The sequence below is a fragment of the Boudabousia tangfeifanii genome, from assembly GCF_001856685.1.
GTDB lineage: Bacteria > Actinomycetota > Actinomycetes > Actinomycetales > Actinomycetaceae > Boudabousia > Boudabousia tangfeifanii.
The window spans coordinates 1,745,577-1,765,211 of record NZ_CP017812.1; the positions used below are offsets into that span (position 1 = coordinate 1,745,577).

At 53.7% G+C, this 19,635-nt stretch carries 18 protein-coding genes and 1 tRNA gene; 1 reads left to right on the forward strand and 18 read right to left on the reverse strand.

The features are described 5' to 3' along the window. Positions 1–20 precede the first annotated feature (20 nt). The 14 genes from BK816_RS09170 to BK816_RS07290 all read right to left on the reverse strand — a co-directional run bounded on the left by BK816_RS09170 (position 21) and on the right by BK816_RS07290 (position 12,671). Complete coding sequence (locus BK816_RS09170) at positions 21–494, reverse strand: hypothetical protein (RefSeq protein WP_156982008.1); 474 nt, start codon at positions 492–494, stop codon at positions 21–23. Positions 495–562: 68 nt separating this feature from the next. Next, on the reverse strand, positions 563–2,842 hold the full coding sequence (locus BK816_RS07225) for a phage/plasmid primase, P4 family (protein ID WP_071164570.1): 2,280 nt from the start codon (positions 2,840–2,842) through the stop codon (positions 563–565). After that, positions 2,839–3,351, reverse strand: a complete 513-nt coding sequence (locus BK816_RS07230) for a DUF7768 domain-containing protein (protein WP_071164571.1) — start codon at positions 3,349–3,351, stop codon at positions 2,839–2,841. The genes BK816_RS07225 and BK816_RS07230 overlap by 4 nt, the downstream gene beginning before the upstream one ends. A 122-nt stretch (positions 3,352–3,473) precedes the next feature. Further along, complete coding sequence (locus tag BK816_RS07235) at positions 3,474–5,429, reverse strand: DNA polymerase (RefSeq protein ID WP_071164572.1); 1,956 nt, start codon at positions 5,427–5,429, stop codon at positions 3,474–3,476. A 91-nt stretch (positions 5,430–5,520) separates the two neighbouring features. After that, on the reverse strand, positions 5,521–6,090 hold the full coding sequence (locus BK816_RS07240) for a DUF2815 family protein (RefSeq protein ID WP_071164573.1): 570 nt from the start codon (positions 6,088–6,090) through the stop codon (positions 5,521–5,523). An 11-nt stretch (positions 6,091–6,101) separates the two neighbouring features. Next, positions 6,102–7,256 (reverse strand): DUF2800 domain-containing protein, encoded by a 1,155-nt coding sequence (locus tag BK816_RS07245; protein ID WP_071164574.1) that lies wholly within the window; start codon positions 7,254–7,256, stop codon positions 6,102–6,104. Next, positions 7,243–7,644, reverse strand: a complete 402-nt coding sequence (locus tag BK816_RS07250; RefSeq protein ID WP_071164575.1) for a hypothetical protein — start codon at positions 7,642–7,644, stop codon at positions 7,243–7,245. Before BK816_RS07250 ends, BK816_RS07245 begins: the two co-directional genes overlap by 14 nt. Beyond that, positions 7,641–7,910, reverse strand: a complete 270-nt coding sequence (locus BK816_RS07255) for a hypothetical protein (protein ID WP_071164576.1) — start codon at positions 7,908–7,910, stop codon at positions 7,641–7,643. The genes BK816_RS07250 and BK816_RS07255 overlap by 4 nt, the downstream gene beginning before the upstream one ends. 118 nt (positions 7,911–8,028) lie before the next feature. Beyond that, positions 8,029–8,616 (reverse strand): RNA polymerase sigma factor, encoded by a 588-nt coding sequence (locus BK816_RS07260; RefSeq protein WP_071164577.1) that lies wholly within the window; start codon positions 8,614–8,616, stop codon positions 8,029–8,031. A gap of 304 nt (positions 8,617–8,920) precedes the next feature. Beyond that, complete coding sequence (locus BK816_RS07270) at positions 8,921–9,166, reverse strand: hypothetical protein (RefSeq protein ID WP_071164579.1); 246 nt, start codon at positions 9,164–9,166, stop codon at positions 8,921–8,923. A 192-nt stretch (positions 9,167–9,358) separates the two neighbouring features. Beyond that, on the reverse strand, positions 9,359–10,039 hold the full coding sequence (locus BK816_RS07275) for an ImmA/IrrE family metallo-endopeptidase (RefSeq protein ID WP_071164580.1): 681 nt from the start codon (positions 10,037–10,039) through the stop codon (positions 9,359–9,361). Further along, a complete protein-coding gene (locus BK816_RS07280; RefSeq protein ID WP_071164581.1) occupies positions 10,040–10,441 on the reverse strand; it encodes a helix-turn-helix domain-containing protein in 402 nt (133 codons plus the stop codon). A gap of 312 nt (positions 10,442–10,753) precedes the next feature. Further along, complete coding sequence (locus tag BK816_RS07285) at positions 10,754–12,061, reverse strand: radical SAM/SPASM domain-containing protein (protein ID WP_071164582.1); 1,308 nt, start codon at positions 12,059–12,061, stop codon at positions 10,754–10,756. Then, the gene (locus tag BK816_RS07290) at positions 12,027–12,671 is read right to left on the reverse strand and encodes a hypothetical protein (protein ID WP_071164583.1); all 645 of its coding nucleotides are present in this window, start codon (positions 12,669–12,671) and stop codon (positions 12,027–12,029) included. The genes BK816_RS07285 and BK816_RS07290 overlap by 35 nt, the downstream gene beginning before the upstream one ends. Positions 12,672–12,981: 310 nt before the next feature. On the opposite strand from BK816_RS07290, the gene BK816_RS07295 reads away from it, so the two are divergent. Further along, positions 12,982–14,133, forward strand: coding sequence for an IS1249 family transposase (locus tag BK816_RS07295; protein ID WP_156981946.1), 1,152 nt, complete (start codon positions 12,982–12,984; stop codon positions 14,131–14,133). A gap of 172 nt (positions 14,134–14,305) precedes the next feature. On the opposite strand, the gene BK816_RS07300 is transcribed toward BK816_RS07295, so the two are convergent. The 4 genes from BK816_RS07300 to BK816_RS07315 all read right to left on the reverse strand — a co-directional run bounded on the left by BK816_RS07300 (position 14,306) and on the right by BK816_RS07315 (position 19,631). Next, positions 14,306–16,087, reverse strand: coding sequence for an ATP-binding cassette domain-containing protein (locus BK816_RS07300; RefSeq protein ID WP_083379143.1), 1,782 nt, complete (start codon positions 16,085–16,087; stop codon positions 14,306–14,308). A gap of 424 nt (positions 16,088–16,511) precedes the next feature. Further along, positions 16,512–16,587: transfer RNA gene (locus BK816_RS07305), tRNA-Thr, on the reverse strand. Positions 16,588–16,717: 130 nt separating this feature from the next. Further along, the gene (locus BK816_RS07310) at positions 16,718–17,521 is read right to left on the reverse strand and encodes a DsbA family protein (protein WP_071164585.1); all 804 of its coding nucleotides are present in this window, start codon (positions 17,519–17,521) and stop codon (positions 16,718–16,720) included. 154 nt (positions 17,522–17,675) lie between these two features. Beyond that, entirely contained in the window at positions 17,676–19,631 is a 1,956-nt protein-coding gene (locus tag BK816_RS07315; RefSeq protein WP_170299675.1) for a serine/threonine protein kinase, read from the reverse strand. Positions 19,632–19,635 lie beyond the last annotated feature (4 nt).

The following is a 19,635-nucleotide window of genomic DNA, read 5'->3' on the forward strand; positions in this document are numbered from 1 at the left end:
GTGACGGCCCGGTTTACGGGTTAGTGGCGCTCGGGGTTGAACGCGGGCGAGAGTGGGTGCAGCCGGTAGCAGTGGTTCAACGCCTTGATGTTCTTTGGCTGGTAGCCGGAGATGATCATGGCGTCCTTGAACTGGGCGTTAGTCACGTAATGACCGGTGTCTCGCTCGAAGAGGTGCTTGAGCCCGTAACTGGTCTTGGAACACCAGTCCCGCCCGTGGGTCAGGTCGGCGCTAATCCACTCCATGAGGGCTTGCTGACGCTCCTTACCGAGGGTGAGGAAGGTTCCTTGGTTGGAGTCTTCCCACCTGCCAATCAACGGCCTCGGCGCTTTCAATGGGCGGCGTTTGGAGCGTCGTTTCCGGGTGGGGCTGGTGAGGTATTCGCGCCAGCATTCCTCGAAGGTCTCGATGCACGCATCGATTGCTCCGCACTCGTGGAGGTGAGCTAGGAGGGCTTTGTGGGTGTAGGGGCCGGTGTAGAAATCGGCCTCCATGTCGGCGGCCAGGTGGCTGGCCGGTCCGGTCCCATCAAGGTGGGTTTGGATCATCCAGTCGTAGAAGTTCACCACGCCGCCCCCATCTCGCCCGTTGGTACTTCATCGAAGTTGGGGGTTAGGCGTAGCCCGGTGATCATTCGGGCGCTGCGGGTGCGTTTCTTTTCAAACCCTGCTTTGTCGAGGGCTTCGTAAAAATCGGCAGCGTTGCGCACATACTCGTTGCGGCTGTTGGCCCAGTCCCGGTAAGCGTCATAAACCGCTTGGGAGCGCTCGGTGAACGTAGGGTCTGTTTCGCAGCATTCTTCGAGGAAGTGAGCGAACCAGTCGTTTTGCCGCCGATAATCCTCACTGGCTTTAACCACGCAAGCTGGTGGGACCAGTTTGTAGTTCTCAGCGTGGATGAGCCTTGCGCCTTCCATGATCCAGGCTAGGACCGCGCCGCCAGCGTTCTCGAAGAGGTAGTCGGCGTAGTTCTTGATGTCATCGTTCCCCGTGATGGTTGCGTTAAACGGGATCACGATCAGCCGCCGCCAAATACCAGTGTCGCGGCCACGCACCTTGGGTAGGTGGTTGGTGTAGAGCACCAGGGTGTGGGAGGGGGTGAAGGAGAAGGGGTCTTTGTACTTCTTCTCTGCCGCGATCTTGTCCGTTGACGCCAGCTGCTTGGCTGACGAGCTCGACAGCCTTACGCCCTCATCGTTCTCACCCGCAATCAACAACCGGCGGCCTCTGGTTTGGGCCATGTCGTTCTTCGCGTTGTTTTTCTTCCCCGCAATCAACACCTCAGCCGAAATAGTCTCAGCGTAGGAGCCAAGCACACGGGCGATGGTGTTCCAGAACGTGGACTTGCCGTTGCTCCCGTCCCCGTAGGCGATGATCAGCCCTTCGACCATGACCTTGCCGATGGCAGCAAGCCCGCACACGCGCTGGACGTAGTCGATGAGTTCGGTGTCGCCTTGGAAGATGGTGCTCAGGCAGTCAACCCAAATGTCCATCCCCTCGTCACTGGGGGTGACTTTGGTTTGTTTGGTGAGCAGGTCAAACGGGTCATGAGGACGCAGGCTGGACAGGCCCTCGCGCAGGTCGTAGGTGCCGCCGGGGGTGTTGAACATGTAGGGGTCTTTGTCCAGATCCTCCGGGTCGATCAGTACCAGGGAGCGGGCTTGGCGCATGGCTGCTTGGATGCCACGGTCGCCTCTAGCGCGGTAGGCGAATTTCACCCACGCCTCATCGGCCGCGAGCTGCTCGAACAGTTGGTGCTGGGCGGGGGTGAATGTGGAGAGGGCTTTGGCTTTGCTCATCACCCCAAGCATCTGCAACACACCCTCTTGCGAAGCTTTTTGGCGCGTCGTGCTGAGGGCTTTTTCTGCCTGTGCGAGCTGGCGGGTAGTGAAGTCCTGGAACACGCGCTGGGCCTTGGGCTCGGATTCGTCCCATACGCCTTTGCCATACGCTGCCCACCCAGTCGAGGGAGAGAAGCACACCTTGTCCGCGCACTCCCCGGCGATGAGGGTGGCTTGTCCGACGTCGGTGAAATCCTCCGGCTTAAGGCTGGTCAACTCCGCATAGGCCTCCGGAGACACATAGTTCGGGTCCTCAGCTACCTTTTCCGCGAACCGGGTGGCTGATGCCCAGATCTGTTCCACCTCAAAACCTGGTAGGGGCGGGTCGCACAGCGCGGCTTTCTGGTTGAACAGTTCCCTGGCGCGCTCGGTGTTGCCGTAGCGGATGAGTACCCGTCCAGCGAAACGAGACAGGGTCGCGTTCCTACTGCCTTCACCGATGAGGGATGAGGCTTGGTCGAACTCGGCAAACAGGTCGCGGGCCAGCCATTCATCGACCAGGATCTCGCCCTCGATAGCGGTGGTCTTTGCCTCGGGGTTGCCGTAGATAAACCGCCCAGCATCCAAAGCGTTCTGGTCGAACACTGGCACCTGCGCTGCGAGCTGTCGCTTGAGCGCCGCGTAGGCTTCCGCATCCCTCACCGGGTTGATGGGTAGGTAGACGTGGAACCTCGGCCGGGCACTACTGCCGCCTTTAGCTTTCATGTGGTTGCGGGACGTTGCCGCCATGAAAGAGACATCGGGCATGAGCTCGGCCAGGCGGCTTGGGGTCACCCATTCGGTCTCGATCTCGGAGTGATCGTTGTCCACGTCCATCACTAGGCAGTCCGAGGTTAGGAAGCGGGAGTTGCCGCGCTGTCCACCCTCATACTCAGCGACCACATGATCAAAGGCCACAACACGCTTGAGGTCATCAAGGCTGGCCACGGTGTGCTCATGTGGGTAGTGGGTGTTTTGGGCCTGACCAACAAGGTTGGAGGCGTACATGGTCATGGGGTTCATTTGGCCTCACCACCCTTGAAGGCAGCGTTTGCTTGGCGTAGTGCGCGGCGGGCCTTGCGCTCATAAGTCAAAGCGGTGAAACGTTCCTGGTCACATTCCCTCGATGGGGTGATACCCAGGTACTCGGTGCCGTCTTCGGTCAAATGGGTGACGGTGAAGGGCACGTTGGGGATGCCCATGGCGAGGGAGGCTTTGAACTCCGTCACCATTCCTTCGGTCAGGTTTCCAAAGGCCCAGTATTCGTCGCACAACTCCAGCAGGCTGAGCGCCGCCTCAATGCCGGCCTCTCGCTCGGTCTTCTCATCCAAAAATTGTGGGAAGAGCAGGTGCGGGACGATGGGCACGTAACCACAATCGTGAACGAAACGCGCGTAGGCCTTAGCCAAATAGGTGTTGCGTTTAGTGTCACCGGAGTAGGCCGAGGAGACGTAGATGAGCCTGCGGCCGGTTGCGGTGTTGATGAGGTGTTCGAGATCGGGCTCGAACCAGGAATAGGTTTTGTCAGCCATCAGGGGCTACCTCCAGATCGGATGGTAATTCACGAGGGAGAAAGCCGGGATTGGCTCCTCCTACCCCTATGGCGATGAGGGTCAGTTGGTGTTAACCCCTACTAGGATTTGCGTTAACCGCCTCACTCCTTCATGTAGTAGTCGCACCGGTATCCATCCGCATCCAACGGCAACCCCTTAGCCCAGGAGGGTGCTTGGCACATTGCATTGGCGGTTTCATCGACGGTGGCGGTTCCGGTTGGGACTTCGATGATGAGTTCGTCGTGGACATGCATGACCACCGGCCACCCTTTGGCTTCCACGGTGTGGATCGCGTGGGCTAATAAATCCCGTGCGGTGGCTTGGACAATGTTTTCCACTAATTTGGGTCCGTATGTTTCAATCCAGTCCCAGCGTTTAGCGGTGTTTTGGCCTTGGTAGGTGATGACGTCGCGGCCGAACCTGCCGGTGGTGATGGTGGCTCCGGGGTATGACAAGCGACGCCCTGAAGGTAAACAGCAGAAGAGGATTCCAGCCTGCCGGGTGAACGTGACGCCATGAGTCGTGGCGGGAAGTCCGCTAGTCAGCGTCTGCTGGGCTGCTTGGTCTATGGCCCACCAGAACTCCACGATCGCTGGGTTGGCTTCCCGCCACGCCGACACCAACCCAGGCAGCTCATCTTCGGACAAACCCATGCGCAAGGCTCCCATGTTTTCTAAAGCGCCGACGGAGCCGCCGTATCCGCAGGCGAGTTCTGCTATCTTCCCCTTCTGCCGTAAATGCGCATTCACCCCATGCTTCTCAACCGGAACACCAAACATCTGGGATGCGGACTGGCAGTAAATATCCCCACCCCTCTTGAACAAATCCAGCCGCCACTCCTCACCAGCCAGCCAGGCGATGACGCGGGCTTCGATGGCCGAGTAATCGGCAACAATAAACTCACACCCCTCCCGTGGGATAAACGCAGTGCGGATCAACTGGGAGAGGACGTCTGGTACGGAGTCATACAGCATTTCCAACGCCGTCAGGTTGCGGTCCTTGATGAGAGCTCTAGCGGCGTCGAGGTCGGGTAGGTAGTTGCGGGGCAGGTTCTGCACCTGGATCAACCTGCCTGCCCAGCGTCCAGTACGGGCTGCCCCGTGAAACTGCATCAACCCCCGCGCCCGGTGATCGTTCGTGTTGGCGCTGGTGGTCATCGCCTCATACTTACGCACCGAAGACTTCGAGAGCTCGAGCCGCAAGGCGAGTACTTCTTTGACTACCGGGTCGGTGGTGGCTTCGAGGGTGTCTTGGACTTCTTGCTTGCCCATCGACCCCATGGTGATGCCGCGCTTACTGGCCCAGTCTTTGAGCTGCAACGGCGAATTCGGATTATCCAACCCCGTCAGTTCACTGGAGCGGGCGAGGTTCTTATCCCGCACCTGCTTGTCTAGCTCGATTGCCGCACTGGCTAGGTCGAGGTCAAGGTGGATGCCACGGTCATTGATGTTCTGGTCGTCCCAGTACTCGCGCCACACCTGCTCAGGCAACGGAAACGGCGAGAGCTTGGCATGCAGTTCCAGCTCGGCCTCCACATCCCTGGCGTTATAGGTCTTGAACTGGTCCCATTTGTCTGGCTCATGACCAGGCAGATTCCGGTTCAGGCCATTGTTCAGCAGCGAGGGCTTAGCGGGAACAGAGAAGAATTTGATCAAATCCTTGCCGGTGGATAGTTTCCCGGCGTTCAACTTCAACGCTTTGGACACACCATCCAGTGACAACGGTAGTCCTAGGGCTGCGGCCCACACCATGTGACACCGCCACCCATGAGGCAGCAACTGCCTGCCCAAATAGGTGGAGAGGCAGGTGCGCTCGAAGGCAGCGTTGAACGCCCACTTCGTAATGCCAGGGTCATCCAGAGCCGCCAGAACGTCAGCGGGTATCGACTCACCACTAGCAATGTCGATGGTTTGTACTGGGCCGGCGTCCCAGGAGTAGGACAAGAGGAGGAGTTCGAAGGTTGGGTCTGCCGCGTAGCGGTACATGCCAGCCTTACCGAGGTTGACTTCGCTGAAGGTTTCAATATCGAGGGTGAGGGATGTGTGGTGTGTGGTCATTGGTTGGCTCCAAGGGGCTGTGCACAGGTGAGGGGCACCAGGAGCTTGGCTGTCTCTTCTGGTGCCCCTCACGCTTGGGTTGGATTACCGGTTAGGACAGGAAGTCATCCCCACCAGATGGGGTGGCGAATGGGTCGGTGAACGGCGTGAACTCGCTCTCTGCACTCACGCGGCCGCCCAGCGGTTCGCCATCGCGAATCTTTTGGATGTTCCGAAGTCCGCAGGCCACGCCCTTATTCCCGTTAGTGTTGAAGGCGTAGAAGCCCAGGGTGACTCGGGCGTAAACCCCGGAGTACATCTCCGAGCGCTCAATGATGGGCTGCACATTCGCGTCCACGATGCCCGGCTGGGTGGTGGAGTTGGCGTTCACAAACATGGCACCTTGGTAGGCTTCGTCGTCACGTTCAATATCCCCGTCACGCAAAGGGAGTTTGAGGGCTCCCTTGGGTGGGATCTTGCCGCCGAACTTACCCACACCCTCCTTGATTGCGGCATCGATAGCTGCCTGGATTTTGTTTAGGGTGTCGGTGTCGGTTTTGGGGATGATGATCGAGGCCGAATATTTCGGCTTACTGCCCTGGATGCTCTTGGGCTCCCAGCAGTTCAAGTACGAAAGACGCACGATGCCGGTCATCACGATCTTGGGGTCGTTGGTTGTCATTTTTGTTCTCCTTATTTCGAGTTGTCAGTGTTTACAGGGGTGAACTCCTCAGCCGCCGTGGCGATGGTGAGTTCGGGTCGTGGGTCATCAGCTGGCACCAGGGATGGTTTTCCGGCTGGTTTGGTGATGAGGTTGGCGAGGATGTTGTTGAAGGTTTTCTTGCCCATGAGTTTTTCCATGGCGGTTACCGGCAACAGGCTCTGCTTGTAGATCTCGGTGTATCCGGCATCTTGGGCGGCTTTTGCTACGGCGTCTTCGTCGGTGTATTTGCGTACCGAGCGGCCGGCAACCACTTTGAAGCCCGGGTAGTGTTTGCCGTGATCCAGAGCCTGGCTCAGGGCGTGGGCTTGAACGTCAGACGCCCATTTCGTGAGCTCGGGAATCCTTGTGAGCACGTCAGCGACTTCCGCATCGGTGAGGGTGGCTGCTTGCCTGAACTCATACCTCGCCAAATCCAACTGATGGTTGGCGCGAGCGCGGCAGGTGGGTGCGAGTTTGCAAAACCTGCACCAACTACCGGGGCAAAACTGTCCACCACCAGCCGCTGCCAACTCAGCCGCATGGACTAAATCTTTTTTGGCCCACCGGTACAACTCTGGGACGCTGATGGTCCAGGTGGAGACGTTTTGGCGGCGGGGTTGGAAGATGGTCATCGCCACGCTCTTGATGTCCCACAGATGCGCGAACATGTGCAGGGCACCTAGGGCGTAGAGCTTCATCTGCGGGTTATCCCTAGCGTCAACTTGGACGCCTTGGCCGTATTTGAAGTCGATAACATGCAGCGTGGGCTCGCTAACGATGACGCAGTCGCCGGTGCCGAACCCGCCTGGCACCCAGGTCGAGTAGTCCAGGCGCTGCTCAATCATCACCTTGCTATCTGGACAGGACTGGCGAGCCTGGGCGAGTTGTTCGAGCACGAAACTGACGTAATCGTCCGTATGCTCTTCCATCTGCCCATCAACCAAGTCTGAGCCAGGGCGCAGGTTCGGGTTTTGGTGGAGGGCGCGCCTGAGCTTGTGCTCAGCCAAAGCGTGGGCGACCGTCCCTTCAGCAGCAGCGGCGCTTTCCTGATCTGGTAGGTCTGCTTCCAAAAGTGCCGATGGGGTGCAGTGAAGCCACCTGTGCGACGAAGACGCCGAAAGCAGCGCGTGCTTACTTGGGGCCATCGCTCTTCAACCCCCTCGCCGCCTCGAGTAGCGCCCCGAGGTCATGCTCAGCCACCTCAGACAAACGTGACGCACCAAAAGACTCAATGAGCCCCTTGATCTGCGCGGTGAGCCCTGCGCGGGAAAGCTCGGCCAGCACCGCGCGCACTTCCTCAATCGGCACATACCCAGGTGGATCCTCAACCACCGGGGCGGTTTGCTGCTCAGGTGCCGGCTTCGGTGCGGCACCGTTTGCGGCTGCTACCTCGGGGCGGGTGCCGCTCATGCCGGCATGGTCTTCGACGCCCTCCCACGCCAAATCACTCATGAGCTGCGCCAACTCGTGGGCGGCCTGGGAAATCTGGTTGAGGGCGTTAATTGCCGTGTTGAACTGACTGGTGCGGTTCATCGCGCCTCACCACCCTGGGCGGTGAGGTCGCGCAGCAGACGATCAACATCCACACGGCGCTCATGCGCACTGCCTGCGGCGTCGTCTTCTGTCACGGAGACCGATTTGATGTTCTTAGCAGGCACACTCACCTGCGCTACCGGCATATCCGCACCCTCGTCATTATGGCCAAGCCAGGTGGCAAGACGGCGAAACCAGGGGATGCGCGGCGCGGCGTGGCGGGGCGTGTGGATCGTGATATCGATCCGATCATTGTTCGTGCTCATCTGGAGCTTCCTTTCTTGGAAGCCAATCGATGAAAGGACGGGATTGTCACTTGGTGGCTTCCTACCCCATGGCGATAAGAGCAAGGTGGTGTTAACCCCTTCCGCCAAATAAGCGCATTCACCATTGGATTTGCCCCTCAAGCAGGGCCGCCAAAGCAGCCTTTGCCTTAGAAAGACGCTTGGACACCGCAGCGCGACTGACCCCATCGCGCCTGGCCACATCCGCAGCAGACATTCCCGCGAAATAGATATCGCGGATGAGGGATTGTTGCGCTGGGGTCAACTGGCTGATAGCCCCGTGGAGTTTGGCTGCACGCGCCTTGGCCATGAGCTCATCGGTAATGTGTTCATCGGGCATAGATTCTTGGCCAGGAGTTTCAACCCACCCATCTGCCGTGCTCGCATGCTCAACCAGAGGCACGATGGCACCTTCAAGTTCAATCTGGGGGCTGTACTTCTTGTGATACCAACGCCGCTCATCGTTACGCTCGGTGTTGTTGAGCCAATAAATGGTCGCCTGGATGCTAGGACGCTGAACCTTTTCGGGGTCTTGGCCTGCCTTGCGCGCTTGATCTTTGAGTTCACCGTGGTAGGCGTCGATTAGACCATCCATGCGTGTGATGTCTTCATCGGTGAGGGTCAGGGGGATGTAGGTGTAACCGGTCAGGGTTTTATCGCCGAAGCGAAGATTGATAGTGGTAGCCATGTGGGGCTCTCCTTTGCGAATCGAGTTGGGGTTCGATCCGCAAAAGCGCCCATTTGGATGTCATCCGAGATACGAAAAAGACGGGCACGAAGAACACGACCCATCCGCCCCTGATGTAGGGGTGGTGGTTTTCGTGTTCATCCATGCCCGTCTTGCGGTTCTGCGGATGAGCCCCAAAAACTTGTTTTGTTTTTGGTGGTGAGTATTTAGTTGTGTCGTTGACCCACCCGTTTCGTGGTGGGCGGTTGTCGGGTAGGGGCCTGGCGCAGCTCTGGTCTGTCTCAAACCTCAGCCCATACGCGATCTACCGGCCGAGTGTCACCAGGGGTGGTGGCAGGCTGCGCACATCACTGACTTCTTTGGTGATGACCTGGTGGGTGTGCAGCATGCCTTGAGTGTCAAACCAGATTTGCATGATCTGACCCTGGTGGCTGATCTCGATTCGTTTAGAGACCATGTCCGCGCGGCAGATGAGTTTGCCTGCCGCGTTTTTGACCGGCACAAACACGCTCCCACCGGTGTTGATGCCAGTAGCGTTCTTTGAACCCATGAGCCTTTTCCTCCTTTCTTCTCCTAGCAAGGTGATTAGTGCTGCCATAAGCAGCGGACACCTGTAGTTCGCTGGGTTGGCAGTATTCGTGAACTAGTGGGGTGTAAAAATAAGCGGTCACCCACGCTTGAGTGGGGTGCCACCAGGTAGGTCTGCCATCATTGGCAAACCAGTAAAGATGCTTGTGCTGTTTTATGCGACTGGCGCCAGGTCCCGAACTAGGTGAACGCCAAGGCCTTTGAGGCGCATGCCCATGGCTTGGTGGGAGACTTCAAAGATGTCGCACAGTGTAGCGATCCCATCAAAGTCCACGCACCCCCGACCTCGGTCGTATGCCATCACCTCACGCAGCGCGGCTTTAATAGCAGGGGTTGGCATGAGCAGGTAGGCGGCCATGTTGTCGGCCTGCCACTCGACCCACCAGTCCTCACCACGCGCGTCTCCATCACGCATCTCGACCGTATGTTTGGACTGACTATTGACCAGCATGCTAGGAAAATCTCCCAATATGGCTAGGGGCTTATGCAAGATCAGGTGGGAGCATTCGTGGGCTAGGGTGAAACGCTTCCGCCCATTACACGAGCCTTCCTCGGCGGTCTCGTCAAGGAAAATCATGTCCGCCAACCCCTGGCGCACTAACGGGGTGGTGCGGGTTTCATCCCACACCTGCACCTGCGTGTCCTCCAGGCAGGTTAAACCCAGAATGTCACCATCAGGTGAAAGCGGCTCATACTGCAGCGAGGCACCAAGATGAAACTCAGCAAAATGCTCCACATCCAACGCCCCAGGGGCTCTGAGTAGATCTGGATCGTAGTCACGGAGCACCGCTTGGGCTCGAGCATCGAGGGCGGGCTTGGAACAACGAGACACCATCTACACCCCACCACCTTCACCACCTTGGTCAGGATATTGCTCGTCTAGCATTTCAATGACCCGCTCCCACACATCATTGGGCACCCCACGCTTACGGGCTTTACGAAGTGCCACCCGAGCGAGGTCGGTTTTGCGCACATAGCCCACAATGTCAGGGGCTAACTGATTCTCACGCGCGCAGGCGGCAAGATCGATCATGCGCAAACGCCCAGCCTCATCCAACTGCAGGATCTCGGCTAGGGTGTCGAAATGCTTCTCGGGTGGGTAGCGGCGCCCGTTTTCAATATCTGACATGTACGGGGTGCCAACACCCATCGTGTCAGCCAGCTTCTTAGCCGTGAGCCCCAACTCCTTACGGCGGGTCTCAATGAACCGGCCAAAAGCCCGGTAGTCCTCATCCATGCAACATGCGCCTCCTTCAACAACCTCACACTGTTCGCTTCTTGTGCGAACAATGATAACCCAAGAGAGTTAAGTTGTCGAACGCATGTTCGGCACTCCTGTTTTCTAAAACTAATACATTTAAAACTTTACGCAACCCTGAAAATAATATTTCCCGCGCACACTTACATACAGGACATATGCAGAAAAGTATCCCCCAAAATCGCAATAGCAATTCAACCGAAAATAATCTCTTTAAAGCTAGCTTTACAAGCGAGGAATGAAACGATGTAACACTTTTCGCACATTCAAATGCCCAATTGGAGAACCACCTCAAAGTATCTCAGAATCTGACATTATATGCTCTTTAAGCACCTCTTTTTCGTTTCGCTCCCAAGATTTTTTAGGGCAATCAAAACCATTATTTTCGTTTAAATATGTACAATTTCCATGACAAATAGACAAATACTCACAATATCGACAGATTTTCATTGGAGTAGGATTGGCCTCAATTCTTTTCGCACGAAAATACCTAAATTCAGAAGAAAATGGATTAGAGAATAAGCCTGCTTTATAAGGAAAGCGGCCGATTCCATTTAGGCATGAATAAGTATATCCATCTGGCCCTACGATATAGTAATCATCTCCATACATAGGGCATGCGACATAACCAACTCTCCTGAAAGCCGGAGAATGATAACCGTATTTTTCAGCTTGCAGTACACAATCGCGCCACACTGTCCCTTTTTTCGCCAAGACTCCTTCAAAATCGGTTGAGCCAGCTTGAAAAACATAACTAAACACAAGATCGCCACGAAAGTTTTGACTTTGAAGCGCTTCTAATAAACCTGGAACTCCGTCAGTAGTGTACTCAGACAAGTTACAGTTAACAGTTACTCGGAATCTAGGATCTGCAGCTTCAATCATATGGATGTTTTTCATTATATCTGCAAACGAGGATTCGCCGGGATTTTCTAAATAGGGTCGCGATGCATCATGACTTTCCTTATCCCCGTCTAAAGTTATCTGCAAGTCCCAAATGCCCCGTCGCACTAATGACTCTATCGCTTCACGATCGAGCAGGGTTCCATTAGTAACTATCTGACACGAATAATTTTCAGGCTTTTGAATTGAGTCGAAAATCGTTTCATAGATATCTCTATACATCAACGGTTCCCCGCCGATGAAGCACAAGTCGAGCATTTTAACATGATTAGATAAAAGCATATTAATGCTCTTGATGATGGCTGCAGCATTCGACATTGTTAGCTGTTGCTTACGAGCAATTCCATTTTCATAACAGTAGGGACAGCCTAAATTACAGTCATAGCCCAAGTATATAACTACGGATAGTTTCTCTTCGTTATATCTGACCAGATCTCTCCTCGCCAAGTACTCTTCCCACGCATCTTCTGACGTTGGGACAAGGAGGCCTGCATCTACCAGATCTTGAATGGTTTCACTATCAACACTAAACTCAACGTTATCAATATAATTACGACTTGGAAATATCGCATATGCTGAATTTAGAGGATTAAATAGACCTATCTCATCGTCACCAAGCTCTAAAGTAATACAGTGTGGATTTAAACTCCATTGTGAATCACTAATATCTGTTAGTTGAGTTAATTTTCTTTGCATTAGCAATGCACCACCTTTCGACTTCTTCGTCTGAGGGTACTTTTTTGTCAATCACATAAGCCATGTTTATAAACTTTTCCTCCAAGACTCCAGCGGTCGAAACACCATTCTCCTGAAGAAAGCGCAAAACGCTAAAAGTAACTTTATCGGGCTTTAGAATCACCCTATTGACAGCTCCACAATCATCTCTTGGAACTAGTCCAAAAATAAGAGTTTCATATTGGGGAAAACATTTTACTATTAGACCTTCGTGTTTCAATTTTCGTTCTTTGTCATCTTTGAGATAAATCGTACATGAGGGCCATCGCAAGCGTAGTTCCGCTTCAAACGCTTTCACATTTTCAATATCAAACAGTAAGAACTTGGGTCGGGCAAAATTGCACAAATCGCGTTTTAGAAGGTATCTCACAAGCGCTTTCTGATCATAGTTTTCCTCAACAAAGAACTCGCCTAACGTATCGCTAGTTATTAATGAGGGGGGAATAAAATCGCCGACTTCTTTTTCGAGAGCCAGAATACTAGCGGTAAGAGTATTAAATATAATGTGGCGTTCATTATCGTATAACTTTATACAATACTCGGGAATTATATATTTAGAAATATGTAACATACTAATCTAAACCTTGTCGTTTGGGTCTTGGGCATAGAATAAGGGCTATAGGACAGTAAGTGTGTCCCTGAGGCGGGTTTTCCCCTGTGTTTGCAGGGGAAAACCCGTTTTTTAGTTGGTTTGACTGAACTTCCCAGTCGGACAAAAAGTGTGTCTCTAACAAGGGTTTTACCGCGCTATCATGCGTAAAAGTGGCATTTCAAGTTCCCTGAGGTAGGGGTTCATATAGGACAAAAAGTGTGTCTCAAAGTCTCACTTTCGCCTGCGATTACGCCTAAAAATCGGGGCTAGAGTTAGCCAAAATTGGGGTATGAGTAGACCAAAATGCCCCACGTGTAAAACCCAGATGAAGAAGAACGGCACCACCACTTCAGGCACTACTCGCTGGAGGTGCTCAATGTGTAACGCCAGCACGAGCCTTAAGATCGATAATCGCGCTAAAACCATGAAACGCTTCCTTGAGTGGCTATTACACCCCTACCCGTTAAGCCGCTTACCTGGCGCAGGTAGAACCTTTCGACGTCAAACCGCCTGGTGCTGGGATTACTGGCCGGCAGCACCCCTATGCCCCGTATACACTGAGGTAGTTCATGTTGATGGTATTTATCTTGGGCGCAAAGCAGTCGTATTAATCGCCGCCGCTGCTGGGCAAAAAGTGCTTGCCTGGCATGTTGCCCGTAGGGAATGTGCAAGCTCATGGCAAGCCCTGCTACGTAAACTACAACGCCCATCAATCGTTGTTTGCGACGGCGGGAGCGGCTTTGCCAAGGCCTGTAAAGAACTATGGCCCACCACCAAAATCCAACGGTGCACCTTCCACGTGTTCACCAACATCAGAGCTCAAACCACACTCCACCCACGAACTGCGGCCGGAAGAGAAATCCTAAATCTAGGGCGTAAACTCCTTACAGTCCGCACCGAAAACGACAGAGACGAATGGATCGATCAATACCTATCCTGGTGCGCTCGTTACAAAGAATTCCTCGCCGAAACCACCCGCCTAGAAAACGGGCAAATCGTGCCAACACACGCCCGACTACTCAAAGTGCGCAACCTGCTTAACAACCTTTTGGCCAAAGGACATATCTTCACCTACCTAACCCCTGAGGCCTATCCAGACGGGAAAATACCAAAGGTAGAAGATCTCTTACCAGCAACCAACAACCTCATCGAAGGATCCATAAACTCGCCCCTGCGTGAACTCTTACACGCACACCGGGGAATGAGCTTACTGCACCGTCTAACCACCATCTGCTGGTGGTGCTATCGCCATTCATACAATCCACAAGATATCCCAACAATACTGAGCACAATATGGACCCACGACGAAATCCTTAAAGCCAACCAAAAAGCTGCCAACCCAACCCCAGACCCAGACTACAACTCCCTAATCGGCGGACCAATATTTGGAACATACCCGCTATACAAAGAACTCCACCACACCTACCACTACGAGAGGTAAAAATCAGACTACAGACACACTTTTTGTCCTATAGCCCTAGAATAAATTCACATGCCCAAGACCCTTTTAGTTAACGTTGTGTCCTGCAACAACAGCTTTCCATGCGCTTACGGTCGACTCCATTCGGCATGGATAGCCCCGGCTTTACAGTTACTGTTTTAATCATGACTACTCACCTCCTTTCGTCTTGATTCCAGTCTTGGCTTTCAAAGAGTTTTCTAAAGCGGCCATCTTGATTTTTAAGGTCTTTGAAGGTCCCGCTTTGGGCTAGTGTTCCGTTTTCTAGCAGGTAGATGTGATCTGCGTATTGCAAAGTCCAGGCGCGGTGACTGACCAGCAGAACAGCACGTTCCGGCGTCTCAGCTTTGAGCATTTTGAATAGTTTGCTTTCGCTTTCAGCATCCACTGACGAGGTCGGTTCGTCCAGTACTAACAACTTTGCGTCACTAAGCAAAGTGCGTGCAAGCGCCAATCGTTGCCATTGCCCCCCGGAAAGATCAGTTCCATCCCACTGTTCACCCAACTGGGCATCTAGCCCGTCCGATAAGGCTTTCACATGACTAGCTAGGTCAACTTTTTCGAGGGCTTGCCACAGTTCCTGGTCACTGGGTACACGGGTAGTGTAATAAGGCAAGGTTAGAAATTCACGAACCGTAAGCTCAAATTTTTCAATATCCTGTGGCATAATCGCCACTTCGTGTTTACCTAGACGGCTATAGATCTGCCCAGTTTGGGGTTTCAACTGCCCGGTAAGCACTTTAATCGCGGTAGATTTTCCGGCCCCATTAGCCCCAACAAGGGCGACAATCTTCCCCTGCTCAACCTCTAGGCAAAGGTTATTAAGGACATTTTCATCTGTTTGTGAGTAGGCGAAGTCTACATCCTCGCATTCCATGAGGATATTGGACGTGCGGGGTGCCAACAACTGCAAACGGGCAGCTTCGTCCTCGTTGTCAGTGGAGTCAAGTTTTGCACGCAATTTAAGATATCGCATGACGATGGGGGCCGAGGCCATGAGCTCGCCATAAGCACTTCCGGCACTCTTTGTAGCCAGCATTGCAGAGACTACCCCAAGGATCGCCGCGGCTAGAAGGCTAGTGGGGACTTGGGAACGCCAAATTAGAGAACTTAACGCACCAGCTATTAACAGTAGAGCAATAAAACCAGACACGAAAGCAGAAGTAAAACGGATCGACATGATTTTCATCCAGTATCCCCGCACAATCCCGTGTTTAACTTTAGCCCAGTGGGCAAACTGCTCTGCTCCATTAAGAACAGATAATTCTGTTCCAGAGCGCGCATAACGTAACTGATTTTCTAAATATTCTGCGCGGCGTGAAGTGGCTGCCTGTTTCGGCCAATAGAAGTTTTCCGCCTTTGCAACTAACGAGTAGCCAAATAGCTGAGGCAATAATGATACTGTCACTAAAGAGGCTGCGAGCAGATCGAAGTTAGCCAAAGAAGAAAAGAGTAGAACTGCAGTGGTAAACGCTCCGATAATATTCAAAGCACTGCTAGCTTGCCAAGATAGGTTAAACGGGATGGAATCATGCGCAGCTTGCACTTCGTCAATCGTGACACTATCGCGCCTCTGCGCCGGCGTCAACGAAGCATATATATCAATCACTTCATAGGTGTAGGCATAACGCAACATGAATTGTAAACGTAGATTTAACGCATCTACCATGGCCGATAGCGGCATAATCCCGCCGGTAACCACCACCAACAGCAAGACTTCCCAAATTGACATGTTCCCGCTTGGACGCCCAGCAATCAAATAGCCCACAATGAACACCTGCAAAGCCGGTAGAGCTGCCTCCACTAAACGAGCCACGCACAAGGCAATCGTCACTGGAAAAGAAAACTTCAACGCATCTTTAATGGCATACCAAGACGACGACAAAGCAGACCAAATGAACGAGCGAGACAACATATCTTTAGTGACGGAACTCATACTGTAAGAATAGACACCCAAGCATAGGGTGTCAACTCAAATAAACATGTGATGAGCCTAGTCTTACGCGTACGAAAATATTGTTACTCAAACCAATATCGTGAACTATTTTCCTCAGCGACCCACGTCTGGAACAATACGCACCCCGTACCTGATACTGCAAAACGCGAAGCCATACTGCTAAACGATTAGCAGTACTGTAAAACGTTTAGGCATACCGCTAAACGCTTACCCCCATGGCAACCCAAAACTGGATGAACTTCGCCTCGCCAGAGCACCCTCGCCCCGCCATCCGCCACCGCAGCCCTCACCAGCCAGCAGACACGAAAAAGCCGGGCACCCGCTTTCCCGCAATATCAAGGGAAAACAGGCCACCCGGCCAACGCCAGCCCAAAAACGGCGTGTATCCGTTTGGACTGGATAATGGAGCCCCCTACCGGGTTCGAACCGATGACCTGCTGTTTACAAGACAGCTGCTCTACCAGCTGAGCTAAGGAGGCAATGACCGATATTGTGCATCATATCGGCAACATTTGCAAATCAAACTGCTTAAACCGGATAAAGAAGTGGGGCACCCACCGATTTTCCTCGGATGGGCGCCCCACCATTAAGCGTACTTACTTGGCCTGATTACTTGATCTTTGCGGCCTCGAAGATAGCGTTCTTAAGATCTGCCACAGTACCGCCATCCTTGGTGGAAACAACCGAGTTGTTGACAGCATACATTGGAGTACCCAAGCCTTCTGGCTGGTTCTCAAACTTGTGGTTGGTCCATTCCTTCGAGCTGGCATCCAAGTAACGACGACCAGTCGCAGCGTCGACCTTGTCGATGATATTCTGCGAAACACCTAGGCTTGAAAGCATGGACTTGATCTTTTCCAAAGACTTAGCTGGGTCAGTAACCACCGAAGCATCTTGCTTTTCAGCTGCTGCCAGCATGAACTCAAGAGCATCATGGTGGAAGGACAAGAACTTGTCTGGAGCCTCGCTAGCCAGAATGATTGCGGCGGCGGTGGCCGGTTCGATCCATGGCATGTGAGCAGTATCTACGAGGTGCAAACGCAAGTTGATCTTGCCAGCCTGGGCAGCTTCAGCCAGTGGCTTGCCAACTGGATCTTCTGCGTGTGCACAGTGAGAACAAGTGTATGAAATGTATTCATCAACGGTTGGGAGTTTATCGTCAACCTTGGTGCCAACTCCAGCCTTCGTCACCACGATTGGCTGACCATTTGAATAATCGCCGAGGGCGCGATCTGATTCATCACCCTGACTTACCGCCCAAATAATAATCCCAGCAGCTACCAACAAGGCAACAATCACTGCTGACCAAATAGCAATCCGGGTATTACGTTCTTTACGTTGAGCTTCAGCACGCATTTTTGCGGCGCGGGCAGCAATATCGTTATTCGCTGTACCCTTGGTGTTTTTAGCCATTATTCCTCCGTTTAATCAACGACCTGCGTAAGACTATACCCGAGTAGCCGCCCCGACTAAAGCTTTTAATAGTTCGCCTTAGAAGAAAGCCCGCAAATAAATCGGGATAGGTTTTTACCATCGACCCGTCCTCGGCCAGCTAAAAAGGCAAGATTTAGAGGAAAACTCCCCCGGTGTGGATCTGGTAACCCGCCCAAAGCGCCACCAAGGCAGCCACCCAAATCAGCATGAATAACAATGCTCGCAGCCACCATATGGGCAACACCCACCGAGCCAACTGGGCAGTTCCCGACCCCCGCACAAAGGACGACGGCACCACCCAATAAACCAAGATTCCCACAAGGGAGCAGGCGGCAATTCCCAAACGGGTACGAGGCGGCAAAGACATGAACTGTTCTCCCCAAAGATACTGTCCCAGCTCACCCAGTTCACTGAGTTTAACCTCGAGGCCCTTTGTCATCCAGGGGCGGGTCTTTTCCAAGAAAAGCCAAGCTGCTCCCCCAGCACTAACTGCCGCCACCGAGGAGAAAAGCTGATAAAACACTGCACGAGGAAGATTCAACAACCAGCTACTGACCCATCGGAAGAAACCAAAAGATTCATAATACTGATACGCCACCACGGCTTTACGACGTGCCAAGCCGAGGGCGGCCACCAGCACACCAACGGTCAAGAAAATTAGCAAAACACCGAGGCCGTACCGGTAAACGCCAGCGGCCCACAACACGGTCGCACCGATAATCCCCAGCCCAACGTGCGGGAGTTTCCTGATTGAAGGCGGTATTTGTGTTGCCTCGTCGAAACTATCTACCCCGTTCATTCCTGGCCATGCTTGTTCACCGTTTATACCTTGTTGTTCGCCTTCACGACCATTTGACCATCCACTAGAACTGCCCCCGAAAGGTGTCGGCCTGGTCTGCTCGTCGTATTGGGCTCGATCTCCCATCCCTTGTGTCGCCCCTCGAGCGCCGATCCTAGGTAGGGTTTGGGTCCGATCCTCGTAATAGTCTGGTTCCGTCGCGGAGGCGACCGCTTGCGGCATCTGCTCAGTTTGCGGCCAGCCATTTTGGCGAGGAGGAGCTGCCTGCGAAGGCACTTGTGGCATTAAAGCTGTTTGCTGCCATTGTGGCTCCGTGTTCGACGAACTCCGCAAATCCAACGTTTCTGTCTGTTGTCCTGTCTCGTCCAGCGATCCGGCCAGCAGTTCGGTCCTTTGCGCCACTTCTTCCTGTGCATGCGCCTCGGCGAGGTATTCCGTCATCCCCGCAGTATCAATCATTTGGGTGCTTTCGCTTCCCCAGAAGGCCACATTACCGTCGCCTCCAACTTGGAGGTCGTCCAGACCGGCGATAACGTCCTCGGCAGGCGGAAACTGTGACAGCGGAATGGTTAGGAGGCGCTGGAAGAAGGCGGAAAGCTTCGGGGGAAGGTTCGCGGTATTGACTTGCCCGTTTAAGACTCGGGTGAGGACTGTCCCTTGCGGCCCGGTGCCAAATGGTGGTTGTCCAGTCAAAGCAAACAGGATGGTTCCAGCCCAAGCCCACCAGTCTGCTTTCATGCCGGGAGCTTGTCCTTGGAGCACCTCGGTGGGGACATAGCCGGCGGTTCCTGATACCAAGCCGGCGGCGGTCATGCGGGTAGCGTCAGCCATTTGCGCCACCCCAAAGTCAATCAGTACCGGACCATTGCTCGCCATAATAATGTTGGCGGGCTTGAGATCACGGTGGACTACCCCCGCCTCGTGCACTGCCGAAAGTACGTTTGCTAGTCGTTGGCCGAGGCCGGTCGCCACCTTCAGACTCATCGGTCCGCGCTGCGCCACAGCTTGCGCCAAGGTGGGGCCAAGTACCAAATCGGTAACAATAAATGGCTCGTCACCTTCAATTTCAAAGTCGTGCACGCGGGCCACCTGGGTGGAGCGCACCGAATTAATGAGTTCTACTTCCCGGCGTAAACGCCTACGGGTTTCTTCATCAACCACCGCAGGATGCAAGAGTTTTAGCGCAAATTCTTCACCTTGAGAGTCGGTTGCCACATAGACTACGGAGGAAGCACCTTGCCCGATTTGCTTCCCCAGCTGGTAGCCGCCTACTTCTCTCAATGTACTCATAGCA

Coding starts and splice junctions, on each gene's coding strand:
- BK816_RS09170 (WP_156982008.1), bottom strand. CDS start 494: ATGGAGGCCGATTTCTACACCGGCCCCTACACCCACAAAGCCCTCCTA.
- BK816_RS07225 (WP_071164570.1), bottom strand. CDS start 2,842: ATGAACCCCATGACCATGTACGCCTCCAACCTTGTTGGTCAGGCCCAA.
- BK816_RS07230 (WP_071164571.1), bottom strand. CDS start 3,351: ATGGCTGACAAAACCTATTCCTGGTTCGAGCCCGATCTCGAACACCTC.
- BK816_RS07235 (WP_071164572.1), bottom strand. CDS start 5,429: ATGACCACACACCACACATCCCTCACCCTCGATATTGAAACCTTCAGC.
- BK816_RS07240 (WP_071164573.1), bottom strand. CDS start 6,090: ATGACAACCAACGACCCCAAGATCGTGATGACCGGCATCGTGCGTCTT.
- BK816_RS07245 (WP_071164574.1), bottom strand. CDS start 7,256: ATGGCCCCAAGTAAGCACGCGCTGCTTTCGGCGTCTTCGTCGCACAGG.
- BK816_RS07250 (WP_071164575.1), bottom strand. CDS start 7,644: ATGAACCGCACCAGTCAGTTCAACACGGCAATTAACGCCCTCAACCAG.
- BK816_RS07255 (WP_071164576.1), bottom strand. CDS start 7,910: ATGAGCACGAACAATGATCGGATCGATATCACGATCCACACGCCCCGC.
- BK816_RS07260 (WP_071164577.1), bottom strand. CDS start 8,616: ATGGCTACCACTATCAATCTTCGCTTCGGCGATAAAACCCTGACCGGT.
- BK816_RS07270 (WP_071164579.1), bottom strand. CDS start 9,166: ATGGGTTCAAAGAACGCTACTGGCATCAACACCGGTGGGAGCGTGTTT.
- BK816_RS07275 (WP_071164580.1), bottom strand. CDS start 10,039: ATGGTGTCTCGTTGTTCCAAGCCCGCCCTCGATGCTCGAGCCCAAGCG.
- BK816_RS07280 (WP_071164581.1), bottom strand. CDS start 10,441: ATGGATGAGGACTACCGGGCTTTTGGCCGGTTCATTGAGACCCGCCGT.
- BK816_RS07285 (WP_071164582.1), bottom strand. CDS start 12,061: ATGCAAAGAAAATTAACTCAACTAACAGATATTAGTGATTCACAATGG.
- BK816_RS07290 (WP_071164583.1), bottom strand. CDS start 12,671: ATGTTACATATTTCTAAATATATAATTCCCGAGTATTGTATAAAGTTA.
- BK816_RS07295 (WP_156981946.1), top strand. CDS start 12,982: ATGAGTAGACCAAAATGCCCCACGTGTAAAACCCAGATGAAGAAGAAC.
- BK816_RS07300 (WP_083379143.1), bottom strand. CDS start 16,087: ATGAGTTCCGTCACTAAAGATATGTTGTCTCGCTCGTTCATTTGGTCT.
- BK816_RS07310 (WP_071164585.1), bottom strand. CDS start 17,521: ATGGCTAAAAACACCAAGGGTACAGCGAATAACGATATTGCTGCCCGC.
- BK816_RS07315 (WP_170299675.1), bottom strand. CDS start 19,631: ATGAGTACATTGAGAGAAGTAGGCGGCTACCAGCTGGGGAAGCAAATC.